Source organism: Pseudomonas sp. Irchel s3f19, assembly GCF_900187555.1.
Taxonomy (GTDB): Bacteria; Pseudomonadota; Gammaproteobacteria; order Pseudomonadales; family Pseudomonadaceae; genus Aquipseudomonas; species Aquipseudomonas capeferrum.
Window position 1 is genome coordinate 87,510 of sequence record NZ_FYDW01000016.1, and the last position, 18,632, is coordinate 106,141.

Sequence of the window (18,632 nt, forward strand, 5' to 3'; positions counted from 1 at the left end):
TAGCAGAGGCCCGCCCTCAAGACGCCGAACCTGTATGGGAGCGGGTAGCGCTCACTGCGGCTGGCTGTCGGTGGTGAACGGATACGGCTGTTTCCAGTGCTCGAAAATCGGCTTCAATTCACCGCTGCGCACCAGCTCGGCCATGCGCTTGTCGAACAGGTCGCGCAGCGCCTTGGACTTTTCGTTGTGGGCAAATGCCAGGTACAGCGGTAGCTCGGCGACATGGGTTTTACGAAAACGCGCAGGCTCGGAAGCCTGGCCCAGCACGTAGTCGACTTCGGTCAGCGCATCGATGTAGAAGTCCACTCGGTCATGTTCGAGCATCGGCAGAATGCCCTCGCGGCGCTGGATTTCGCGGAAGTTGTGCGCATTGGGCAGATAGCTGGCGTAGTCGTAGCCGCGCACCCAGGCCAGGCGATACCGGCCGACCGTGCTGGGTGTGGGCACAGGCTTGGCGACCAGCCCCAGGGCGTAGATATGGTCCATGTCGAAGTGCCAACGCGGGTAGAGGTTGTCGTCAGCCTCGTCCTTGTAGGAGCCGACCCAGGCATCGGCCTCGCCCCGTTTGACCAGCCCCACCGCACGGCTGTAAGGCGCGCTCTGGGTAACGACCTTGACCCCGGCAGGCTCGAACACCTTGCGCAGTACATCCCAGGCAACCCCGCTACCGTCGGCGTTGGTGTAGTCGAGCCATTCTTCGCTGACCAGATGGACCTGCTTCAGCACACCTTCGGCCGCCCCCACCCAGGGAGCAAAGCCCAGCAGCATTGCCAACAGCACAGTCCTTATGGCCATCTACGCGCTCCCTGTCTCAGGCAACCGCCCACACCAGAACCTGCATACCCAGCCAGGCGAACACGCCGGCCAGGACATCGTCGAGCATGATCCCGACCCCGCCATGCACATGGCGGTCGATCCAGCGAATCGGCCATGGTTTGAGGATGTCGAAGAAGCGGAACATCAGGAACCCCGCCAGCAACCATTGCCAGCCTTCCGGCACCAGCCAGAGGGTGATCCACATGCCCACCATCTCGTCCCAGACAATGCCCTCATGGTCATGCACGCGCAAGTCATTGGCGACTTTGCCGCACAACCAGAAACCGAACAGCATGGTCACGCCCAGCAGCAGCCAGTAACCCCAGTCTGGCAGCATCTGCCACAGCGGGATGAACGGTATGGCCACCAGCGAGCCCCAGGTGCCCGGCGCCTTGGGCAAGGTGCCGGAGCCGAAGCCGAAGGCGATGAAGTGCCAGGGGTTGCGCCAGACCGAGGGCGGAACGAACTCCGCAGGCACCTGATTGGGGTGATCGGTCACGGTGTCTCCCTAAAATGTTGATAGCCGCGTTGCCGCGGGGTGATGTCCTGGCCCTGCCGGTCACGCAGGCTGACGCCTTGGCCCTCGAGCACGCGCCCGATGACATGAAACGCCGCCAGGCCTTGCGCCTGCAGGGATAAAAGCTGCGCCGGCGGCAAAGTGAACGCCAGCACATAGTCGTCGCCACCGGTCAGGGCCGCCTGCACGGCGGCCTCATGGCCGAGCAAACCCTGCAGAGCGGATGACATCGGCACCTGCTCCAGGTTCACCTCGAGCGCCACGCGGGAAGCCTTGGCAATATGCCCGCAGTCGGCCAGCAGGCCGTCGGAGATGTCCAGTGCCGCGCTGGCTCGCCCGCGCAACAGCTGCCCCAGGGCGAACTGCGGCGAAGGCGACCAGTAGTGATCGATCAGCGGCTGGGCGAGTGCGGCCTCGGCCTGGCGCTGGCCCAGGACCAACGGCAAGGCGCCGGCGGCGTTGCCCAGCTCACCCCCCACGCACAGAAGGTCACCCGGGCGAGCACCACCACGGCGCAACGCCTGCCCGGCCGGCACGCGGCCAAACACGGTCATGGTGATACTCAAGGGGCCGCGGGTGGTGTCACCGCCAATCAGGCTCAGCTGGCAACGCCGGGCCATACGGTTAAGGCCGTCAGCGTAGGCTTGCAGCCAGTCGGCGCTGACATCGGGCAAGGTCAGGGCAAGGGTGAAGCCGATGGGGGTGGCGCCCATCGCCGCCAGGTCACTGGCGGCCACGGCCAGCGAGCGCTGGCCAAGCAACAAGGGGTCGCAGACCGCAGGGAAGTGCACGCCGGCCACCAGGGTGTCGGTGGACACCGCCAGTTGCTCGCCCGCAGGCAAATCCAGCAGCGCGCAATCGTCACCGATGCCCAGGGCCACACCTTCACCATCTTGCGCACAGGGCGCGGCGGCGAAGTAATGGCTGATCAGCTCGAACTCACCCATGGTCGGCCAGCGCCGGGATCAGCGCTTGTTCGCCTTGGCTTCCGCTTCGCGCAGCGAAGGGGCGAGCTTGTCCAGCACGCCGTTGACGAACTTGTGGCCGTCGGTGGCACCGAAGACCTTGGCCAGCTCGATACCTTCGTTGATCACCACGCGATACGGTACATCGACGCGCATCATCAGTTCCCAGGTGGACAACCGCAGCACAGCCAGTTCGACAGGGTCGAGCTCTTCCAGCGCCAGCGCCAGGCAAGGCTTCAGGGCCGCGTCGATCTCGTCCTTCTTGGCCGGGACCCCATGCAGGATCTCGCGGAAGTAGGCGCCATCGACATCGGTGAAATCGTTATCGACCCGGAACTGCGCTTCGATCTCGTTTACCGACTGACGCGCCATGTGCCACTGGTACAGCGCCTGAGTCGCGAGCTTACGGGCTTCGCGGCGCTTGGCGCTTTTCGAGGGCTTGCCGGCATCCGCAGGTTTTGGATCGCGCGGGTTGAAACGATCGCTTTCGTCGCTAATCACTTGGCCTCCAACTGCGCCAGCAGGCTGACCATTTCCAGAGCGGACAGGGCAGCTTCAGCACCTTTGTTGCCAGCCTTGGTGCCGGAACGCTCGATGGCCTGTTCGATGGAGTCGACGGTCAGAACGCCGAAGGCCACCGGAACACCGAACTCCATGGACACCTGGGCCAGGCCCTTGGTGCATTCGCCCGCCACGTACTCGAAGTGCGGGGTACCACCGCGGATCACGGCGCCCAGGGCGATGATCGCGTCGTACGCGCCTTGCTGGGCGACCTTCTGTGCTACCAGCGGGATTTCGAACGCGCCCGGGGCACGGATGATGGTGATGTCGCTTTCGCTGACACCGTGGCGTACCAGGGCATCAACGGCACCGCTTACCAGGCTTTCGACGACGAAGCTGTTGAAGCGGCCAACCACCAAAGCATAGCGACCTTTGGGGGCGATGAAGGTACCTTCGATGGTCTTCAGGGTCATTCCGATGTTCTCATGTTCAAGAGCGAGGCCGCATACAAGCGGCCTCGGCAGGGGTCTGGACTCGAGTAGAGGGCGTCAATGCCGCCTCAAGTCACTCGGAGGGCACGTATTCTACAACTTCCAGATCGAATCCGGATATCGCATTGAACTTCATCGGCGAACTCATCAGGCGCATCTTGCGCACACCGAGGTCGCGTAGGATCTGCGAACCGGCACCCACGGTGCTGTAGGTGGTCGGTACCTTGGTCGGTGCATCGCCCGCGCTTTCGCGGATGTGCGCCAGCAGCACGTCGCCGTCCAGCGGGTGGCCCAGCAGCAGTACCACGCCGCTGCCAGCTTCGGCCACGGCAGCCATGGCGGCGCGCAGGCTCCAGCGGCCCGGTTGCTTGACCAGCAGCAGGTCGCGCAGCGGGTCCATGTTGTGCACGCGCACCAGGGTCGGCTCTTCGGCGCAGATATTGCCCAGGGTCAGGGCCATGTGCACGTCGCCTTCCACCGCATCGCGGTAGGTGACCAGGTTGAACTCGCCCAGCTCGCTCTCCACCGGCTGCTCGGAGACGCGTTGTACGGTGCGCTCGTGGATCATGCGGTAGTGGATCAGGTCGGCGATGGTGCCGATCTTCAGGCCGTGCTCGGCGGCGAACACTTCCAGCTCGGCGCGGCGCGACATGGTGCCGTCATCGTTCATCACTTCGCAGATCACGCCGCTCGGCTCGAAGCCGGCCATGCGCGCCAGGTCGCAAGCGGCCTCGGTGTGGCCGGCGCGGGCCAGGGTGCCGCCCGGCTGGGCCATCAGCGGGAAGATGTGGCCCGGGCTGACGATGTCCTCGGCCTTGGCGTCCTTGGCAGCGGCAGCTTGCACGGTACGTGCGCGGTCGGCAGCGGAAATGCCGGTGGTGACACCTTCGGCAGCCTCGATCGACACGGTGAACTTGGTGCCGAAGCCGGACCCGTTACGCGGCGCCATCAGCGGCAGCTTGAGCGTTTCGCAGCGCTCGCGGGTCATCGGCATGCAGATCAGGCCACGGGCATGCTTGGCCATGAAGTTGATGTGCTCAGGCAGGCAGCACTCGGCCGCCATGATGATGTCGCCTTCGTTCTCGCGGTCTTCGTCATCCATGAGGATGACCATTTTGCCCTGGCGGATGTCTTCGACCAGTTCTTCGATGCTGTTGAGCGCCACTCGGCACCCCCTTCTCAATCAGGATTTCAAGAAGCCGTTGGCGGCCAGGAAGCTTTCGGTAATGCCACTGCCCTTGCTCGGTTCGCCAGCCTTGTCGCCCAGCAGCAGACGCTCCAGGTAACGGGCCAGCAGGTCGACCTCAAGGTTTACCCGACGCCCTGCGCGGTAGTCGGCCATGATGGTTTCGGACAGGGTGTGCGGGACAATGGTCAGCTCGAACTCGGCGCCATTGACCTCATTGACCGTCAGGCTGGTGCCGTCGACGGTGATCGAACCCTTGTGGGCGATGTACTTGGCCAGCTCCTTGGGTGCACGCACGCAGAACTGGATAGCGCGGGCGTTATCGCTGCGCGAGATGATTTCGCCGACACCGTCGACGTGGCCGCTGACCAGGTGGCCGCCCAGGCGGGTGGTGGGGGTCAGGGCCTTTTCCAGGTTGACCTTGCTGCCGCTCTTGAGGTCGATGAAGGCGGTGCGCTTGAGGGTTTCGACGCTGACGTCGGCCCAGAAGCCATCGCCCGGCAGTTCGACGGCGGTCAGGCATACGCCGTTGACGGCGATGCTGTCGCCGAGCTTGACGTCACCCAGGTCGAGCTTGCCGGTCTCGACGTAGACGCGCACGTCGCCACCTTTGGGGGTCAGGCTGCGGACAGTGCCGATGGATTCGATGATGCCGGTGAACATGGGGTCTTCCTCAAGAACGGGTTGCGCAGGGCAAGCCTGGCATTATACGCCGGGCGCCGGCAGGGGGATGGCCGTGACCCGCCAGTCATCGCCCACCGCGCGCATTTCGGTAATTTTCAGTCGCGGCGCTTCGCTCATCGTTGCCAGGGGCCACTCCAGCAGCGGGCGGGCCTGGGAGCCCAGGAAGGTACCGGCGACGAACAACTGGTACTCGTCGATCAGGCCTTGCCGGGCGAACGCACCGGCAAGGCCTGCGCCGGCTTCCAGCAGAATCTCGTTGACGCCACGCTGGGCCAGCACACGCATCAACGCGGGCAGGTCGACCTGGCCATCGGCGCCTGGCAGGCTCAGCAGCTCGTGGCCCGCCTCGGCGTACCGCGCATCTGCTGCGGCAGCCGTCACCACCAGGGCCGGGCCAGCCAGGAAGAACGGCGCATCCAGCGCCAACCGCAGGCGGCCATCGATCAGCACGCGCAGCGGTGGGCGGCTCAATGCCAGGGCACGGGTTTCATCATCCAGGCCAAGCTCTGCGCCACGCACGGTCATGCGTGCGTTATCGGTCAGCACGCTGGCGGCGCTGGTGAGCACCACACTTGAACGGGCGCGCAGGCGCTGCACCGCAGCACGGGCGGCGGGGCCGGTGATCCATTGGCTTTCGCCGCTGGCCATGGCGGTGCGGCCGTCCAGGCTCATGGCCAGCTTGGCCCTGACGAACGGCAGGCCGTGCTCCATGCGCTTGAGAAAGCCTGGGTTGAGGGCCCGAGCCTCGGCTTCCAGCACGCCGCTGTGGACCTCGATACCCACCGCTGCCAGGCGCCGCAGCCCCTGCCCCGCTACCTGTGGGTTGGGGTCCTGCATCGCCGCCACCACGCGGGCCACGCCGGCCTTGACCAGAGCTTCGGCGCACGGCGGCGTGCGGCCATGGTGGCTGCAGGGTTCGAGGGTGACATAGGCGCAGGCGCCGCGGGCACGCTCACCGGCCTGGCGCAGGGCATGCACCTCGGCATGCGGCTCACCGGCGCGCACGTGCCAGCCCTCGCCCACCACCTCGCCATCGCGCACGATCACACAGCCCACGCGCGGGTTGGGGTGGGTGCTGTAGACACCCTTGCGAGCCAGTTCCAGGGCACGGGCCATGTAGTGGGCGTCGAGAATCGCGGTCTGGCTGGGCATGCTCACTCTTTGGCTGGCTCACGGGCCAGGCGGTCGATTTCTTCGCGGAATTCGTCGAGGTCCTGGAAGCGTCGGTACACCGAGGCAAAGCGGATATACGCCACTTCGTCGAGTTTGCGCAGCTCGGCCATCACCAGTTCACCCACCACCAGCGACTTGACCTCGCGCTCGCCGGTGGCGCGCAGGCGGCTCTTGATGTGCGCCAGCGCCGCTTCCAGGCGTTCGACGCTGACCGGGCGTTTTTCCAGTGCCCGTTGCATGCCTGCACGCAACTTGTCTTCGTCGAAGGGCTGGCGCGTGCCGTCTTGCTTGATCAGCCGCGGCAGCACCAGTTCGGCAGTTTCGAAGGTGGTGAAACGTTCGCCGCAGGCGACGCACTCGCGACGGCGGCGCACTTGCTCGCCCTCGGCGACAAGACGAGAGTCGATGACCTTGGTGTCGTTGGCACCGCAAAAGGGACAGTGCATGGTGGCAGGCAACAAAAAAAGGGAGGGCCATGGTAGCGCATCCCACTGGCAAGACAAGCCAAAGGGGTTAACATCCAGGGAAATCTGCCCCTGAAGGATGACCCAATGCACCATCGAGCGCTCGTCGTGCTGTGCTGCGCCGCCTTGCTTGCCGCTTGCGGTAGCGACCGGCCCAAGCCCGAACAGGCCCAGGCGCCCGCGCCAGCAAAATCGGCCAAGAAAACCCAGCCCCTTGGCCCGCTGCCCGCCTACCAGCGCGAACTGAGCGGTACCTTGCTGGAAGTCCCGGCCGGGGCCGATGTGGAGCTGGCCCTGCTGGTCATCGACGAACGCGACCGCCCGCAACGCCTGCTGGCCAGCAGCAACCTGAGCGGCACCGGGCAGGCGCTGCCTTACCAGTTGCGCTTCAACCCCGAGGCTTTTCCGGCCGGTGCCCGGGTAGAGCTGCGTGGCCGTGCCAGCCGCTCTGGCCAGCTGATCATGCACCTTCCGCCGGTACGCATTACCCAGGCACAGACCCAGGCCACCGGGCCGCTGCGCTTCGAGAAGGCACCGTAAGTGGCACCCCTGGCACTGCAACAGGCCCTCAGCGGCCTGATCGGCGAAGCGCGCCTGGTGGCCAGCGAGCTGCCTGAATGCGAACTGAAGCTCTGGCTGATCGACGACCAGAACATGGACCGCGCATTCAGCAGCGAAGAAACCCGGCGCATCCTCGAAGAGCCACCCTACTGGAGCTTCTGCTGGGCCAGCGGCCTGGCCATGGCCCGTTACTTGGCTGCACACCCGCACTGGGTGGCCGGCAAGCGCGTGCTCGATTTTGGCGCCGGCAGCGGTATCGCCGGCATTGCCGCAGCCCGCGCTGGCGCCCTGGAAGTGGTGGCCTGCGACCTCGACCCGCTGGCCCTCGACGCCTGCTGCGCCAACGCCGCGCTGAACGGGGTGGCGCTGGGTTACAGCAGCGATTTCTTCGCCGAGGACGACCGCTTCGACTTGATCCTGGTCGCCGATGTGCTGTATGACCGCGCCAACCTGCCCCTGCTCGACGCCTTCCTCGGCCGTGGTCGCCAGGCCCTGGTGGCGGACTCACGGGTTCGCGACTTCTGCCACCCGCTGTACCGGCAATTGGGCGTGCTCGACGCACTGACCCTCCCAGACCTGGCCGAGCCCCACGAATTCCGCCGGGTCAGCCTGTACCACGCTAGCCGCGAGCCTTTATAGTGGTGCCATTCACGAGTTTGCGAGAGTCGCGATGAGCCAAGACACGCCGTACATTTTCGACGCCACCGATGCCACCTTCCAGCAACTGGTCATCGAGAACTCTTTCCACAAGCCGGTGCTGGTGGACTTCTGGGCCGAGTGGTGCGCCCCGTGCAAGGCGCTGATGCCCTTGCTGGCGAAGATCGCCGAGGGTTACCAGGGCGAGCTGCTGCTGGCCAAGATCAACTGCGACGTAGAACAGCAGGTGGTCGCCCAGTTCGGCATCCGCAGCCTGCCGACCGTGGTGCTGTTCAAGGACGGCCAGCCGGTCGATGGTTTTGCCGGTGCGCAGCCGGAGTCGGCGATCCGCGCACTGCTCGAACCGCACGTGCAAATGCCGGCCGCCCCTACCGCTTCGCCACTGGAACAGGCCAAGGCGCTGTTCGCCGAGAGCCGTTTTGCCGAAGCCGAAGCGCTGCTGCAGGCGCTGCTTGGCGAAGACAACAGCAATGCCGAGGCGCTGATCCTGTACGCCCGTTGCCTGGCCGAACGCGGTGAGTTGGGTGAAGCCGAGGTCGTGCTGGATGCGGTCAAGACCGACGAGCACAAGGCTGCCCTGGCCGGTGCCAAGGCGCAACTGACCTTCCTGCGCCAGGCCGCCAGCCTGCCGGAAGTTGCCGACCTCAAGAGCCGCCTGGCGCAGAATCCGCTGGATGATGAAGCCACTTACCAACTGTGCATTCAACAGCTGGCGCGTCAGCAGTACGAGCCAGCATTGGAAAGCCTGCTCAAGCTGTTCCAGCGCAACCGCGGGTACGAGAATGGTCTGCCACACAAGACGCTGCTGCAGGTCTTCGAATTACTGGGCGGTGATCACCCCTTGGTCGGTGCGTATCGGCGCAAGCTTTTCGCCGCGATGTATTGAAGCGACAAGCCACTGCTATCGTGAGTCGCTCATGGCGACGAAGGTGTCGACATCCATCAGTGGGACAGGGATCACGATGAAAGCCCAATACCAGTAACGCTGTCGTTCATCCGGCTCAATGGCCTGAACCACCGAGAATGTACTGCTGTGGCCTGGGGTGAACGTCCCATCCTGGGCCATGCGACCATCCCCGGCGACCACTTGCCACTCTATCACCTGGGGGTCGACCTCTACCTGAGCGCCCCCGATGCCGATGTAGTACAACCTTAGCGATACACGCCCGTTGTGGTTGCGCACCCTGAAAAAATGCGTAGGGAACGCGTTGACAATCACGAAGGTGGATTGAAAAACACGCCCGTAGTAACGGCTTTCCAGCACATCGATGGTCAATAGCTCGCCAAGACTGGCTTTGAGTGCACAGGGTTTCTGCGTCTTGCCATCCTGATCGTATTCAGGTTGAGGATCTGCCGGCGGGCAGTACCAGCAGCCCGAACGATCAGGCTCGTAACGCCCCTTGGAAGATTCGCCAAGCTGCCATGACACACCGGGCAGCGTTTGCGGCGTCAGCGCCACATGGGTCCGGCTGCGCACACCATCCACGACTTTGATCAACGGCTCGGCGTGATACATGCCCTCCGAGTTGACGGCCGCTGGTGGACTGAAAAACCGGTCCTTGTACCAAACGAAGCTCACGGGCGCGGACCTGCCAACGCTGAGACTTCTGATCCCGCCTTCCGGGTAGAGCAGGCTGGCAAGCCCCATGAAGTGCCGGCTGGGCGGTGCGACGCTGGGGATGATACGGTCATCCACGAGTGCCTGGGCAACATGACCCTCTTCGCCGAGCACCCAGGCACCGTCCACCGGAATGCGGCCGCCAGGCTCTGCCTGGTAGGTCATATAGAGGTTGCAGGCCATGGTGAAGGGGTCCCATCGGCTCCGTTCAGGCACCATGCGAATGGCAAAATACAGTGGCTTGATCAGCCAGTCACTCCCAGGTTCGATGGACAGCCGGCGCATCCTGATGACCCGACGCTCGTCCGGTAACGCTTCAAATCGCGCGCGAAAACCCTCTGCGGCTTCTTCGTCGCGCTTCAAGGAGTCGAGATAACCCAAAGCAAAAGTCGATCCCTTGGCCACCTGGAGCCTGAGGACCTTCTCGGCATCCAGCGTGCCGACAAACGCATCGAAGTGGAACTGCTGATGCAAATAGTAGGGTTCGCCCGCCTCTACGGCTATGAGCTCGCTGACTTTGCGGATGACTTCGCCAAGATCCCTGCGTATGGAAGTACGCACGAACCTGGCCAGCCTCCGGCGAATGAGGATGGGCCGTTCATGAGGATAGGGTTGAAACTCGAGCCAAGGCAGGCCGAGCAATCCCGTGCAATGCTCCCAGCTTGTACCCGGGCTGATGACGCGCTCGAAGTCAAAGGCTTCGGTGTCTTCAGGGCGCGTGTCACCCACGCCTTGATGCCACACCGCATAACTGTAATTGACTGGCCTGGAGTAGAAATCAAGCCGTACTTTCCAGCCGAACAAATCGTACTGAGACCGCATTTCATCGCTCATCTGCCGATGCTCCTGAACGGGCGAGGCCTATTCTAAGAACACAAGCAGCGATGCAACTACTGGCAGATTTACCAGGTCCGAGGCGGGTCGAGCTGCGGGCTAACCAAGCCAGGTAAACACGGGGGCATCTGCACCACTCGTCACCTTGACCTGCGCGCAATGGCGCAGACGGACCAACAGCCGTTTGGCCTGCGCCGGGCTTTCGCCCAGTGCTTCAAGACGGTCCAGCAGTTGCGGGCCATTGAGTTGCCCCGCCTGGCGCAGCAACGCTTGCGCTGCGGCCCAGATGCGGTCGTCCTGGCGCGGCGCGCCCGTCACTTCGTCAGGCGTTTCTCGGGGCACCGCTGGCACTGCGAGCTGTCCGCCCAACTGCGCCCATTCTGCCGGCTCCAACTCGATGGACAAATCCACCGGCCAATCTCCAATCTTTCCGCGAATTCGCACGATCTTTTCCTTGAGCACAGGTCAATGTGGCCATGCTACAGCAACATGAAACCTGCACCACACAGGCTGGCGGCGCAGAGAAAAGTTGTTATAACATTACCAAATCATTCCCAGCCTGCTCCTGGAGCCTTCCATGCGTCGCCTGCTGCTCGCCTTGCCCTTCGCCCTGCTGCCCCTTTCCATAGCGCATGCCCACGATGACCATGACCATGATCACGCCCATGGCACCCTCGGCGCCCACGAGCACGGCGTGGCCAAGCTCAATGCCGTGCTGGATGGCAGTACCCTGGAGCTGGAGCTGGACAGCCCGGCCATGAACCTGGTCGGCTTTGAACATGCCGCCAGCAGCGATGCCGACAAGGCCAAGGTGGCCGCCGTGCGCCAGCAACTCGAACACCCCTTGCAACTGTTCGGGCTGGCCGCGGCTGCCGGCTGCAAGGACGATGCACAAGCGCTGGAAAGCCCCCTGTTCGGCGACGCGCCGAAAGCCGACGACGATGGCGACGAACATGAGCACGGCCACCAACACAGCGACATCGGTGCGCATTATCAACTGACCTGCGCGAACCCGGACACGCTCACCCAGATCGACCTCGCCCCCCTGTTCAAAGCCTTCCCGGCAACCCAGAAGATCAACGTACAACTGATCGGCCCAACAGGCCAGAAAGGCGTGGAAGCAACGCCTGCCAAGGCTGCGGTCGCGTTCTGAATGGGCCAGCCGCTGATCGAACTGCATGACCTGGTCTTCGCCTGGCCAGGTCAGCCGGCCCTGCTGGATATTCCCGCCTTTCATCTGGCGGCCGGCGAGGCGCTGTTTCTCAAAGGCCCAAGCGGCAGTGGCAAGACCACCCTGCTGGGCCTGCTGGGCGGGGTGAACCTGCCTAACCAGGGCAGCATTCGCCTGCTTGGCCACGACCTCGGCAGCCTCGGCCAGGGCGCGCGCGATCGCTTCCGGGTCGACCACACCGGTTACATCTTCCAGCAGTTCAACCTGCTGCCGTTTCTTTCGGTGCGCGAGAACGTCGAATTGCCCTGCCGCTTCTCGCGTAGCCGAGCCACACGGGCGGCCGAGCGCCATGGCAGCGTCGATAACGCTGCCGCCACGCTGCTTGCCCACCTGGGCCTGGGTGACCCGGCCCTTATAGCCCGCCGCGCCGACAGCCTGTCGATCGGCCAGCAGCAACGGGTTGCCGCCGCACGGGCGCTGATCGGCCAGCCCGAACTGGTGATCGCCGACGAACCGACCTCGGCCCTCGATGCCGACACCCGCGAAGCGTTCATCCGCCTGTTGTTCGACGAGTGCCGCGCGGCCGGCGCCAGCCTGTTGTTCGTCAGCCATGACCAGAGCCTGGCCCCCCTGTTCGACCGGCACCTGTCCCTGGCCGAACTCAACCGCGCCGCCAAGCCCCGGGAGGCCTGATGTACCTGCTTCGTCTTGCCCTGGCCAGCCTGGCCAACCGCCGTTTCACCGCCTTCCTTACCGCCTTCGCCATCGCCTTATCGGTGTGCCTGCTGTTGGCCGTGGAGCGGGTGCGCACCGAGGCCCGCGCCAGCTTCGCCAGCACCATCAGCGGCACCGACTTGATTGTCGGCGCCCGCTCGGGGTCGGTGAACCTGCTGTTGTATTCGGTGTTTCGTATCGGCAACGCCACCAACAACATCCGTTGGGACAGCTACCAGCACTATGCCCAAGACCCACGGGTAAAGTGGGCGATCCCCATTTCGCTCGGCGACTCGCACCGCGGCTATCGCGTGATGGGCACCACCGGCGACTATTTCAGCCATTACCAGTATGGCCGCAGGCAGCACCTGGAACTGAGCCAGGGCCGTGCGTTCGCCGATGACCCGTTCGAAGTGGTGCTCGGCGCCGAGGTGGCCGAGGCGCTGCACTACCGGCTCGGCGACAAGCTGGTGCTGGCGCATGGCGTGGCGGCCATCAGCCTGGTCAAACACGACGACAAACCCTTCACCGTGGTCGGTGTGCTGAAACGCACCGGCACCCCGGTCGACCGCACCCTGCACATCAGCCTGGGCGGCATGGAGGCCATTCACATCGACTGGCACAACGGCGTGCCGGCCCGTGGCGCGGGGCGCATCAGCGCCGAACAGGCCCGTACCATGGACCTGCAACCCGCCGCCATCACCGCATTCATGCTCGGCCTGAACAGCAAGATCGCCACCTTCAGCCTGCAACGGGAAATCAACGAGTACCGCAACGAACCCTTGCTGGCGATTTTGCCCGGGGTTGCCCTGCAAGAACTGTGGAGCCTGATGGGTACCGCAGAGCAGGCGCTGTTCGTGGTTTCGCTGTTCGTGGTGCTGACCGGGTTGATCGGCATGCTCACGGCCATTCTTACCAGCCTCAACGAACGCCGTCGGGAGATGGCGATCTTGCGTTCGGTAGGTGCCCGCCCCTGGCATATCGCAGGGCTGCTGGTACTCGAGGCGCTGTCGCTGGCAGTGGTGGGGACCGTGGCCGGGCTGGGGCTGTTGTACGCTGGCATCGCCGGGGCGCAGGGCTATGTGCAGGCCAACTACGGCTTGTTCCTGCCACTGGCCATGCCCAGTGCGCACGAGTGGACGCTGTTGGCTATCATCCTCGGCGCAGCATTGCTGATGGGCAGCGTGCCGGCCTGGCGTGCCTACCGGCAGTCGCTGGCCGATGGCTTGTCGATTCACCTTTGAGAACCGTCATGACCTCAAACCTCACCGCCTGCTTCGCGGGTATACCCGCGAAGCGGCCAGTGCACGCCGTGCAGATCGTCCTGCTTGTGCTGCTCACGCTGGCGTTACCTGCCTGGGCCACCGACCCTCGCGAACTCGACTGGCCCGCATTGATCCCCGAAGGCGCACCCGTCATCCCGCCGCAGCTGGCGCCACTGCACGACCTGTCACAACTGAGCGACGCCCTGTCTGCCGAGTCGGCCCCCGCCGCCCACCAGCAGGCGCCGAATGCACCGGTGGTGCAAAGCCTGGACGGCCAGCAGATCAAACTGCCCGGCTACATCGTGCCGCTGGAAGTCAGCGAGGAAGGCCGCACCACCGAGTTTCTGCTAGTGCCCTACTACGGCGCCTGCATCCACGTGCCCCCGCCGCCGTCGAATCAGATCGTGCATATTTTCAGCGAGATGGGCGTGCGCGTCGAAGACCTCTATCAGCCCTACTGGATCGAGGGAAAACTGCAGGTCAGAGCCTCCAGCAGCGAGCTGGCCGACGCCGGATACCAGATGGAAGCCGAGAAAATATACGCTTATGAGCTGAAGTGAGAACTGTTTCGAATTCGTTACGACGCTTCTTTGAGCTGGATCAAACTTTCTGTTTAGACGCCTCCGTACCATTGGACTACTCGATTATTAATGTCCTCTGGGAGCTTCCATGAACAAGTCCTTGCTTGGCGCCTCGCTTGTGGCCCTCGCCCTTGCCGCCCCTGCCGCCCACGCCTACCAGGCGGGCGATATGATTCTGCGCGCCGGCGCCATCACTACCGCGCCGAACGAAAGCAGCGGCGACCTGAAGTTCGATGGCAACAAGGTGTCGGGCACCAAGGCGACCCTGGACAGCGACACCCAGCTGGGCCTGACCTTCGCCTACATGCTCACCGACCACATCGGCCTGGAGTTGCTGGCGGCCACCCCGTTCAAGCACACCGTCGGCGTCAAGGGCCTGGGCGGCGGCCTGGACGGCAAGCTGGCCGACATCAAGCAACTGCCACCGACTCTGTCGCTGCAGTACTACCCGATGGAACCCAACTCCAGGTTCCAGCCGTATGCCGGCGTGGGCATCAACTACACCCTGTTCTTCGATGAAGACCTGAGCAGCGCACGCAAGCAACAGGGCTTCAGCAACCTGAAACTGCAGGATTCGGTGGGCATCGCTGGCCAGTTGGGCATGGACTACATGCTGACCGACAACCTGCTGGTCAACGCCTCTGTCTGGTACGTCGACATCGACACCAAGGCCAGTGTCAACGGCCCGACCGCACTGGGCTACAGCAAGACCAAGGTCGACGTCGACGTTGACCCGTGGGTGTACATGGTCGGCCTTGGCTACAAGTTCTGATCCCGGGCCGGGAGGGCGGCCACGGCCGCGCTCCCGGTGCTCGACACCAGCCAGCAGCCCAGCGCTGTGGCACTGATCCCCGCCCCCAACCCGCACACCGCAGCCCATCCCCAACGGGCATAGACCCAGGTCGCCAGTACCGCACCCAGGCCGCTACCCAGCGAATAACAGCACATGTAGGCGCCAATCAGCCGGCTCGCCAGGGCGCTGCGCCCGGCCAACAACAGGCTCTGGTTGGTGACATGCACCGCCTGCACAGCGAAATCGAGCAATACCACGCCCAGCAGAAACGCCACTAGCGAGTGCTCGACGAACGCCGTCGGCAGCCACGACAGCGTCAGCACGCCCAAGGCCAGACCGGTGGTGCGATCGCCCCGCCCTTGGTCGGCCAGGCGACCGGCCCGGGCAGCGGCCAAGGCCCCCGCCACACCCGCCAGGCCAAACAGCCCGATCTGGGTATGGTTGAGCGCCAGGGGTGACGCACTCAGCGGCAGCACCATGGCGCTCCACAGCACGCTGAAGGCGGCGAAGATCAATAATCCATACAACCCTCGCTGGCGCAGCAGCGGGTCTTGTCTGAACAAAGCAAACAGCGAGCCGATCAGCGCCAGGTAACTGGACCGCTGCGCCGCAGGCCGGGTGCCAGGCATGCCGTTCCAGAGCAGCCCGGCCATCAGCACCAGCACCCCGGCTGCGGCAAAATAGACGACGCGCCAGCCGGCCACGTCGGCGACCACGCCAGACACCAGGCGCGCCAACAGAATGCCCAGCACCACCCCGCTGGTGACGGTGCCCACCGCCTGCCCCTGTTGCGCGGGGGTGGCCAGGGTCGCGGCATGCGCCACCATCACCTGCACCATGACCGCCATCAGCCCGACCATGGCCAGCGCCACCAGCAGCACCGCCCAGCCCCAAGCCATGCCGACCGCCACCAACGCCAGCGCCGAAACCAGCAATTGGCCGATGATCAGGCGCTTGCGGTCGATGAGGTCGCCTAACGGCACGATCAGCAGCAAGCCCAGCGCATAACCCGCCTGGGTAGCACCCACCACCCAGCCGATGCGCTGCTGCCCTACCCCAAGGTCCAATGCCATCGACTCAAGCAGTGGCTGGGCGACGTACACGGTGGCCACGGCCATGGCACAGGTGAGCGCCAGCAACAGGGTCATCGCTTGGGTCAGACGAGGGGGTGAAGTGCTTGAGGCGTGCATGGCGTATCCCTACGAACTGGTTTCAAATTAAAACCACATGTGGCTTTCTAGCAAATGTGGTTTTAATCTGCAACCAGAACAACCGAAGAGTCTTCGCTGATGCTTAACGAAACAAACGCACAATGCCCGGTAGCCCGAGCCCTCGAAGTGCTCGGTGACCGCTGGGCGCTGATGATCTTGCGCGATGCCTTCGATGGTTTAGGCCGCTTCAGCGAGTTTCAGAAGAACCTGGGGCTGGCCAAGAACATCCTGGCGTCACGCCTGAAGTTGCTGGTCGAGAGTGGCTTGCTGCAGCTGCAGCCGGCATCGGATGGGAGTGCCTACAAGGAATACGTGCTGACCGAGAAGGGCCGTTCGGTGTTTCCGCTGGTGATTGCCTTGCGCCAGTGGGGTGAGCGCTTTTTGTTCGAAGCGGGTGAGGCGCGCTCAGCACTGCTGGAGCAGGCCACAGGGCAGGCGATCGCCCCGCTGCAAGTGCGCACTGAGGATGGCCGGGTGTTGCGGCCGGAAGATTGCCAGCGCAGGTTGGTGCGCCACGGATAACTCCGTGACCACCTTCCCACAGCGTCAGGCGGCTTTCAGGCCTTGCCGAGCAGCCGGGACAAACCTTCGACCAACGGCGTTGCCTGCGGGAAGTCGAAGCGCGCCAGCAAGCGCTGATTATCCGCCCGTGAGTGGCGGATATCGCCCGAGCGCGCCGCGCCATAGCTGATCGCAGGCAGGCTGCCGATCACCTTCTCCAGCGCCGCCAGCAGTTGGTTGAGCGACGTGGCCTGGTTCAGCCCGATATTCACCGCCCCCTCCTCGACCTGCTGCTGCTCCAGCGCCTGGATCATCACTTGCACCAGGTCCCCGACATAGAGGAAATCGCGGGTCTGCTCGCCATCACCGAACACCGTGATCGGCAGCCCTTGGGTGGCGCGCTCGCTGAAGATGCTGATCACGCCGGAATACGGCGAGGAAGGGTCCTGGCGCGGGCCGAAAATATTGAAGAAGCGGAAAACCACCGGCTCCAGGCCGTGCTGACGGCGGTAGAAATCCAGGTACTGCTCACTGGCCAGCTTATCCACAGCATAAGGCGTCAGCGGTGCCTTGGGCGTGTCTTCGGCTATCGACTCGCCTTCGCCGTTGTTGCCGTACACCGCAGCACTGGACGCGAACAGTACCCGGCGCACACCGTGCACGCGCATGGCTTCGCAGACATTGAGGGTGCCAATGAAATTGCTCTGATGCGTCTTTACCGGGTCTTCGACCGAGGCCTGCACCGACGCCACTGCCGCCAGGTGCACCACTGCGCTGCAGCCCGCGGCCGCACGCGTGACCAGGCCGGCATCGGCGACATCGCCTTCGATCAGTTCCAGGCGCGGGTGCGCGATCTGCAGGTTGTCCCGCCTGCCGGTGGACAGGTCGTCGAGAATGCGTACGGCGTAACCCTTGTCCAACAGCGCATCGCACAGGTGAGAGCCTATGAAGCCGGCACCGCCGGTGATCAGGATGGGGGCGTCAGCCATGGCGGTAGAAACGGTCCAGTAGAGGTGGCAGGCCAGCGCGCCAGGCGCGCGGCTTGATACCGAAGGTGTGAAGGATTTTCTTGCAGGCCAGCACTGCGTGCTGTGGCTCTTCGCTGGCATCCGGCCGTGCGGCATGGGCCTGCGGCGTGGGGGCCTGCACCGCCAGCTGACGGTACTGGCCGGCCTCGGCAAGAATTGCCTGCCCAAGCGCCAGCGGCGTGGTCGCCTCGTTGCCAGCGTAATGGTAGGTGCCCCACAGCGGTGCACTGCAATCGAGCTGCTTGAGCACCGACAGGATCACCCGGGCCGCATCGTCGACCGGCGTCGGGTTGCCGCGCCGGTCATCGGCCAGCAGCAACTCCTGGGGTTGCTCGGCACGGGTCAGGAAGCGCCCGAGCGTACCGTCGACGCTCTCGTCGAGCAGCCAGCCAAAGCGCAGCAGCACATGTTGCGGGCACGCCGCACGCACGCTCTGCTCGATACGCCAGAGTGCCTGGCCACGCAGGCCCAGCGGCACCGGCTCGTCCTTCTCGCTGTAGGCCGTGGCCCGCGAGCCATCGAAAACCCGGTAGCTCGAAGGCTGCACCAAGGTGATCTGGTGGTGCTGGCACAACTCTGCCAGCCGCTCCACCGCCCGCTCCTGCTGGGCCAGGCGCTGTTCGCTGACCGACTCGGCCTGGAACCAGTCGAAGTAATAGGCCAGGTTGACCAAGGCATTGGGGCGGTGATCGTCGAGCAGCTGAGTGAGGCTGGCCGGGTCCCAGCCGTTTTCCGGCGGGCGCGGTGCCAGGAATGCGATGTCCTCTTCAGCCCCGAGACGAATCAGCGCTTGCCCGAGGGCATTGCCACCACCCAACAGCATTAGGCGCATACGCATAGAGTCAGCAGATCCGGAGAGGTTGATTGAGGGAAAGGGGTCATTTTGCGGTTTCCTGCCCGG

23 protein-coding genes are annotated in these 18,632 nt (G+C 64.3%); 9 read left to right on the forward strand and 14 right to left on the reverse strand.

Annotated elements, in window-relative coordinates:
* Positions 1-51: 51 nt before the first annotated feature.
* The 9 genes from CKW22_RS24740 to nrdR form a co-directional block, all read right to left on the reverse strand.
* Positions 52-795: an ABC transporter substrate-binding protein gene (locus CKW22_RS24740; protein WP_095065391.1), complete on the reverse strand. Its 744-nt coding sequence runs from the start codon at positions 793-795 to the stop codon at positions 52-54.
* A gap of 16 nt (positions 796-811) precedes the next feature.
* Positions 812-1,315: a phosphatidylglycerophosphatase A gene (locus CKW22_RS24745; RefSeq protein WP_033703443.1), complete on the reverse strand. Its 504-nt coding sequence runs from the start codon at positions 1,313-1,315 to the stop codon at positions 812-814.
* Complete coding sequence (gene thiL, locus CKW22_RS24750; protein ID WP_095065393.1) at positions 1,312-2,280, reverse strand: thiamine-phosphate kinase; 969 nt, start codon at positions 2,278-2,280, stop codon at positions 1,312-1,314. Before thiL ends, CKW22_RS24745 begins: the two co-directional genes overlap by 4 nt.
* Positions 2,281-2,298: 18 nt before the next feature.
* Positions 2,299-2,799, reverse strand: coding sequence for a transcription antitermination factor NusB (gene nusB / locus CKW22_RS24755; RefSeq protein ID WP_033703445.1), 501 nt, complete (start codon positions 2,797-2,799; stop codon positions 2,299-2,301).
* Positions 2,796-3,272: a 6,7-dimethyl-8-ribityllumazine synthase gene (ribE, locus tag CKW22_RS24760; RefSeq protein WP_003255395.1), complete on the reverse strand. Its 477-nt coding sequence runs from the start codon at positions 3,270-3,272 to the stop codon at positions 2,796-2,798. The genes nusB and ribE overlap by 4 nt, the downstream gene beginning before the upstream one ends.
* Before the next feature lie 91 nt (positions 3,273-3,363).
* On the reverse strand, positions 3,364-4,455 hold the full coding sequence (gene ribBA / locus CKW22_RS24765) for a bifunctional 3,4-dihydroxy-2-butanone-4-phosphate synthase/GTP cyclohydrolase II (protein WP_033703446.1): 1,092 nt from the start codon (positions 4,453-4,455) through the stop codon (positions 3,364-3,366).
* Positions 4,456-4,473: 18 nt separating this feature from the next.
* Positions 4,474-5,139 carry a riboflavin synthase gene (locus CKW22_RS24770; RefSeq protein ID WP_095065396.1) on the reverse strand — a complete coding sequence of 222 codons (666 nt, stop codon included), beginning with the start codon at positions 5,137-5,139 and terminating at the stop codon, positions 4,474-4,476.
* A 42-nt stretch (positions 5,140-5,181) separates the two neighbouring features.
* The gene (gene ribD, locus CKW22_RS24775; protein WP_095065398.1) at positions 5,182-6,312 is read right to left on the reverse strand and encodes a bifunctional diaminohydroxyphosphoribosylaminopyrimidine deaminase/5-amino-6-(5-phosphoribosylamino)uracil reductase RibD; all 1,131 of its coding nucleotides are present in this window, start codon (positions 6,310-6,312) and stop codon (positions 5,182-5,184) included.
* A 2-nt stretch (positions 6,313-6,314) separates the two neighbouring features.
* Positions 6,315-6,779 (reverse strand): transcriptional regulator NrdR, encoded by a 465-nt coding sequence (nrdR, locus tag CKW22_RS24780; protein ID WP_016393425.1) that lies wholly within the window; start codon positions 6,777-6,779, stop codon positions 6,315-6,317.
* A 105-nt stretch (positions 6,780-6,884) separates the two neighbouring features.
* On the opposite strand from nrdR, the gene CKW22_RS24785 reads away from it, so the two are divergent.
* Genes CKW22_RS24785 through trxA form a run of 3 tightly spaced genes read left to right on the forward strand, consistent with a single transcriptional unit; the run spans position 6,885 to position 8,901 of the window.
* Complete coding sequence (locus CKW22_RS24785; RefSeq protein WP_033703450.1) at positions 6,885-7,337, forward strand: YbaY family lipoprotein; 453 nt, start codon at positions 6,885-6,887, stop codon at positions 7,335-7,337.
* A complete protein-coding gene (locus CKW22_RS24790; protein ID WP_095065401.1) occupies positions 7,338-7,997 on the forward strand; it encodes a methyltransferase in 660 nt (219 codons plus the stop codon).
* A 31-nt stretch (positions 7,998-8,028) separates the two neighbouring features.
* The gene (gene trxA / locus CKW22_RS24795; RefSeq protein ID WP_033703453.1) at positions 8,029-8,901 is read left to right on the forward strand and encodes a thioredoxin; all 873 of its coding nucleotides are present in this window, start codon (positions 8,029-8,031) and stop codon (positions 8,899-8,901) included.
* Between the two features lie 15 nt (positions 8,902-8,916).
* Here the strand turns inward: trxA and CKW22_RS24800 are convergent, their stop codons facing one another.
* Positions 8,917-10,467: a hypothetical protein gene (locus CKW22_RS24800; RefSeq protein WP_033703454.1), complete on the reverse strand. Its 1,551-nt coding sequence runs from the start codon at positions 10,465-10,467 to the stop codon at positions 8,917-8,919.
* A gap of 99 nt (positions 10,468-10,566) precedes the next feature.
* Complete coding sequence (locus tag CKW22_RS24805; protein ID WP_033703455.1) at positions 10,567-10,911, reverse strand: hypothetical protein; 345 nt, start codon at positions 10,909-10,911, stop codon at positions 10,567-10,569.
* Between the two features lie 133 nt (positions 10,912-11,044).
* Between CKW22_RS24805 and CKW22_RS24810 the strand changes: the two genes are divergently transcribed.
* The 5 genes from CKW22_RS24810 to CKW22_RS24830 all read left to right on the forward strand — a co-directional run bounded on the left by CKW22_RS24810 (position 11,045) and on the right by CKW22_RS24830 (position 14,970).
* The gene (locus CKW22_RS24810; protein ID WP_047583473.1) at positions 11,045-11,620 is read left to right on the forward strand and encodes a DUF2796 domain-containing protein; all 576 of its coding nucleotides are present in this window, start codon (positions 11,045-11,047) and stop codon (positions 11,618-11,620) included.
* Entirely contained in the window at positions 11,621-12,331 is a 711-nt protein-coding gene (locus CKW22_RS24815) for an ATP-binding cassette domain-containing protein (protein ID WP_047583472.1), read from the forward strand. It abuts the gene before it with no gap.
* Positions 12,331-13,596, forward strand: coding sequence for an ABC transporter permease (locus tag CKW22_RS24820; RefSeq protein WP_033703459.1), 1,266 nt, complete (start codon positions 12,331-12,333; stop codon positions 13,594-13,596). Before CKW22_RS24815 ends, CKW22_RS24820 begins: the two co-directional genes overlap by 1 nt.
* An 8-nt stretch (positions 13,597-13,604) precedes the next feature.
* Complete coding sequence (locus tag CKW22_RS24825) at positions 13,605-14,177, forward strand: DUF3299 domain-containing protein (protein ID WP_033703461.1); 573 nt, start codon at positions 13,605-13,607, stop codon at positions 14,175-14,177.
* A 109-nt stretch (positions 14,178-14,286) separates the two neighbouring features.
* Positions 14,287-14,970 (forward strand): OmpW family protein, encoded by a 684-nt coding sequence (locus CKW22_RS24830; RefSeq protein WP_014589498.1) that lies wholly within the window; start codon positions 14,287-14,289, stop codon positions 14,968-14,970.
* Here CKW22_RS24830 and CKW22_RS24835 read toward each other — a convergent pair.
* Positions 14,958-16,181: an MFS transporter gene (locus tag CKW22_RS24835; protein WP_095065403.1), complete on the reverse strand. Its 1,224-nt coding sequence runs from the start codon at positions 16,179-16,181 to the stop codon at positions 14,958-14,960. The genes CKW22_RS24830 and CKW22_RS24835 overlap by 13 nt on opposite strands.
* Positions 16,182-16,280: 99 nt before the next feature.
* Here CKW22_RS24835 and CKW22_RS24840 point away from each other — a divergent pair, with 99 nt between their 5' ends.
* A complete protein-coding gene (locus tag CKW22_RS24840) occupies positions 16,281-16,724 on the forward strand; it encodes a helix-turn-helix domain-containing protein (RefSeq protein ID WP_095065405.1) in 444 nt (147 codons plus the stop codon).
* Positions 16,725-16,759: 35 nt separating this feature from the next.
* On the opposite strand, the gene CKW22_RS24845 is transcribed toward CKW22_RS24840, so the two are convergent.
* Both CKW22_RS24845 and CKW22_RS24850 read right to left on the reverse strand, forming a co-directional pair.
* Positions 16,760-17,692 (reverse strand): NAD-dependent epimerase/dehydratase family protein, encoded by a 933-nt coding sequence (locus CKW22_RS24845; RefSeq protein ID WP_033703465.1) that lies wholly within the window; start codon positions 17,690-17,692, stop codon positions 16,760-16,762.
* A complete protein-coding gene (locus CKW22_RS24850) occupies positions 17,685-18,569 on the reverse strand; it encodes a sugar nucleotide-binding protein (protein WP_033703467.1) in 885 nt (294 codons plus the stop codon). The genes CKW22_RS24845 and CKW22_RS24850 overlap by 8 nt, the downstream gene beginning before the upstream one ends.
* Positions 18,570-18,632 lie beyond the last annotated feature (63 nt).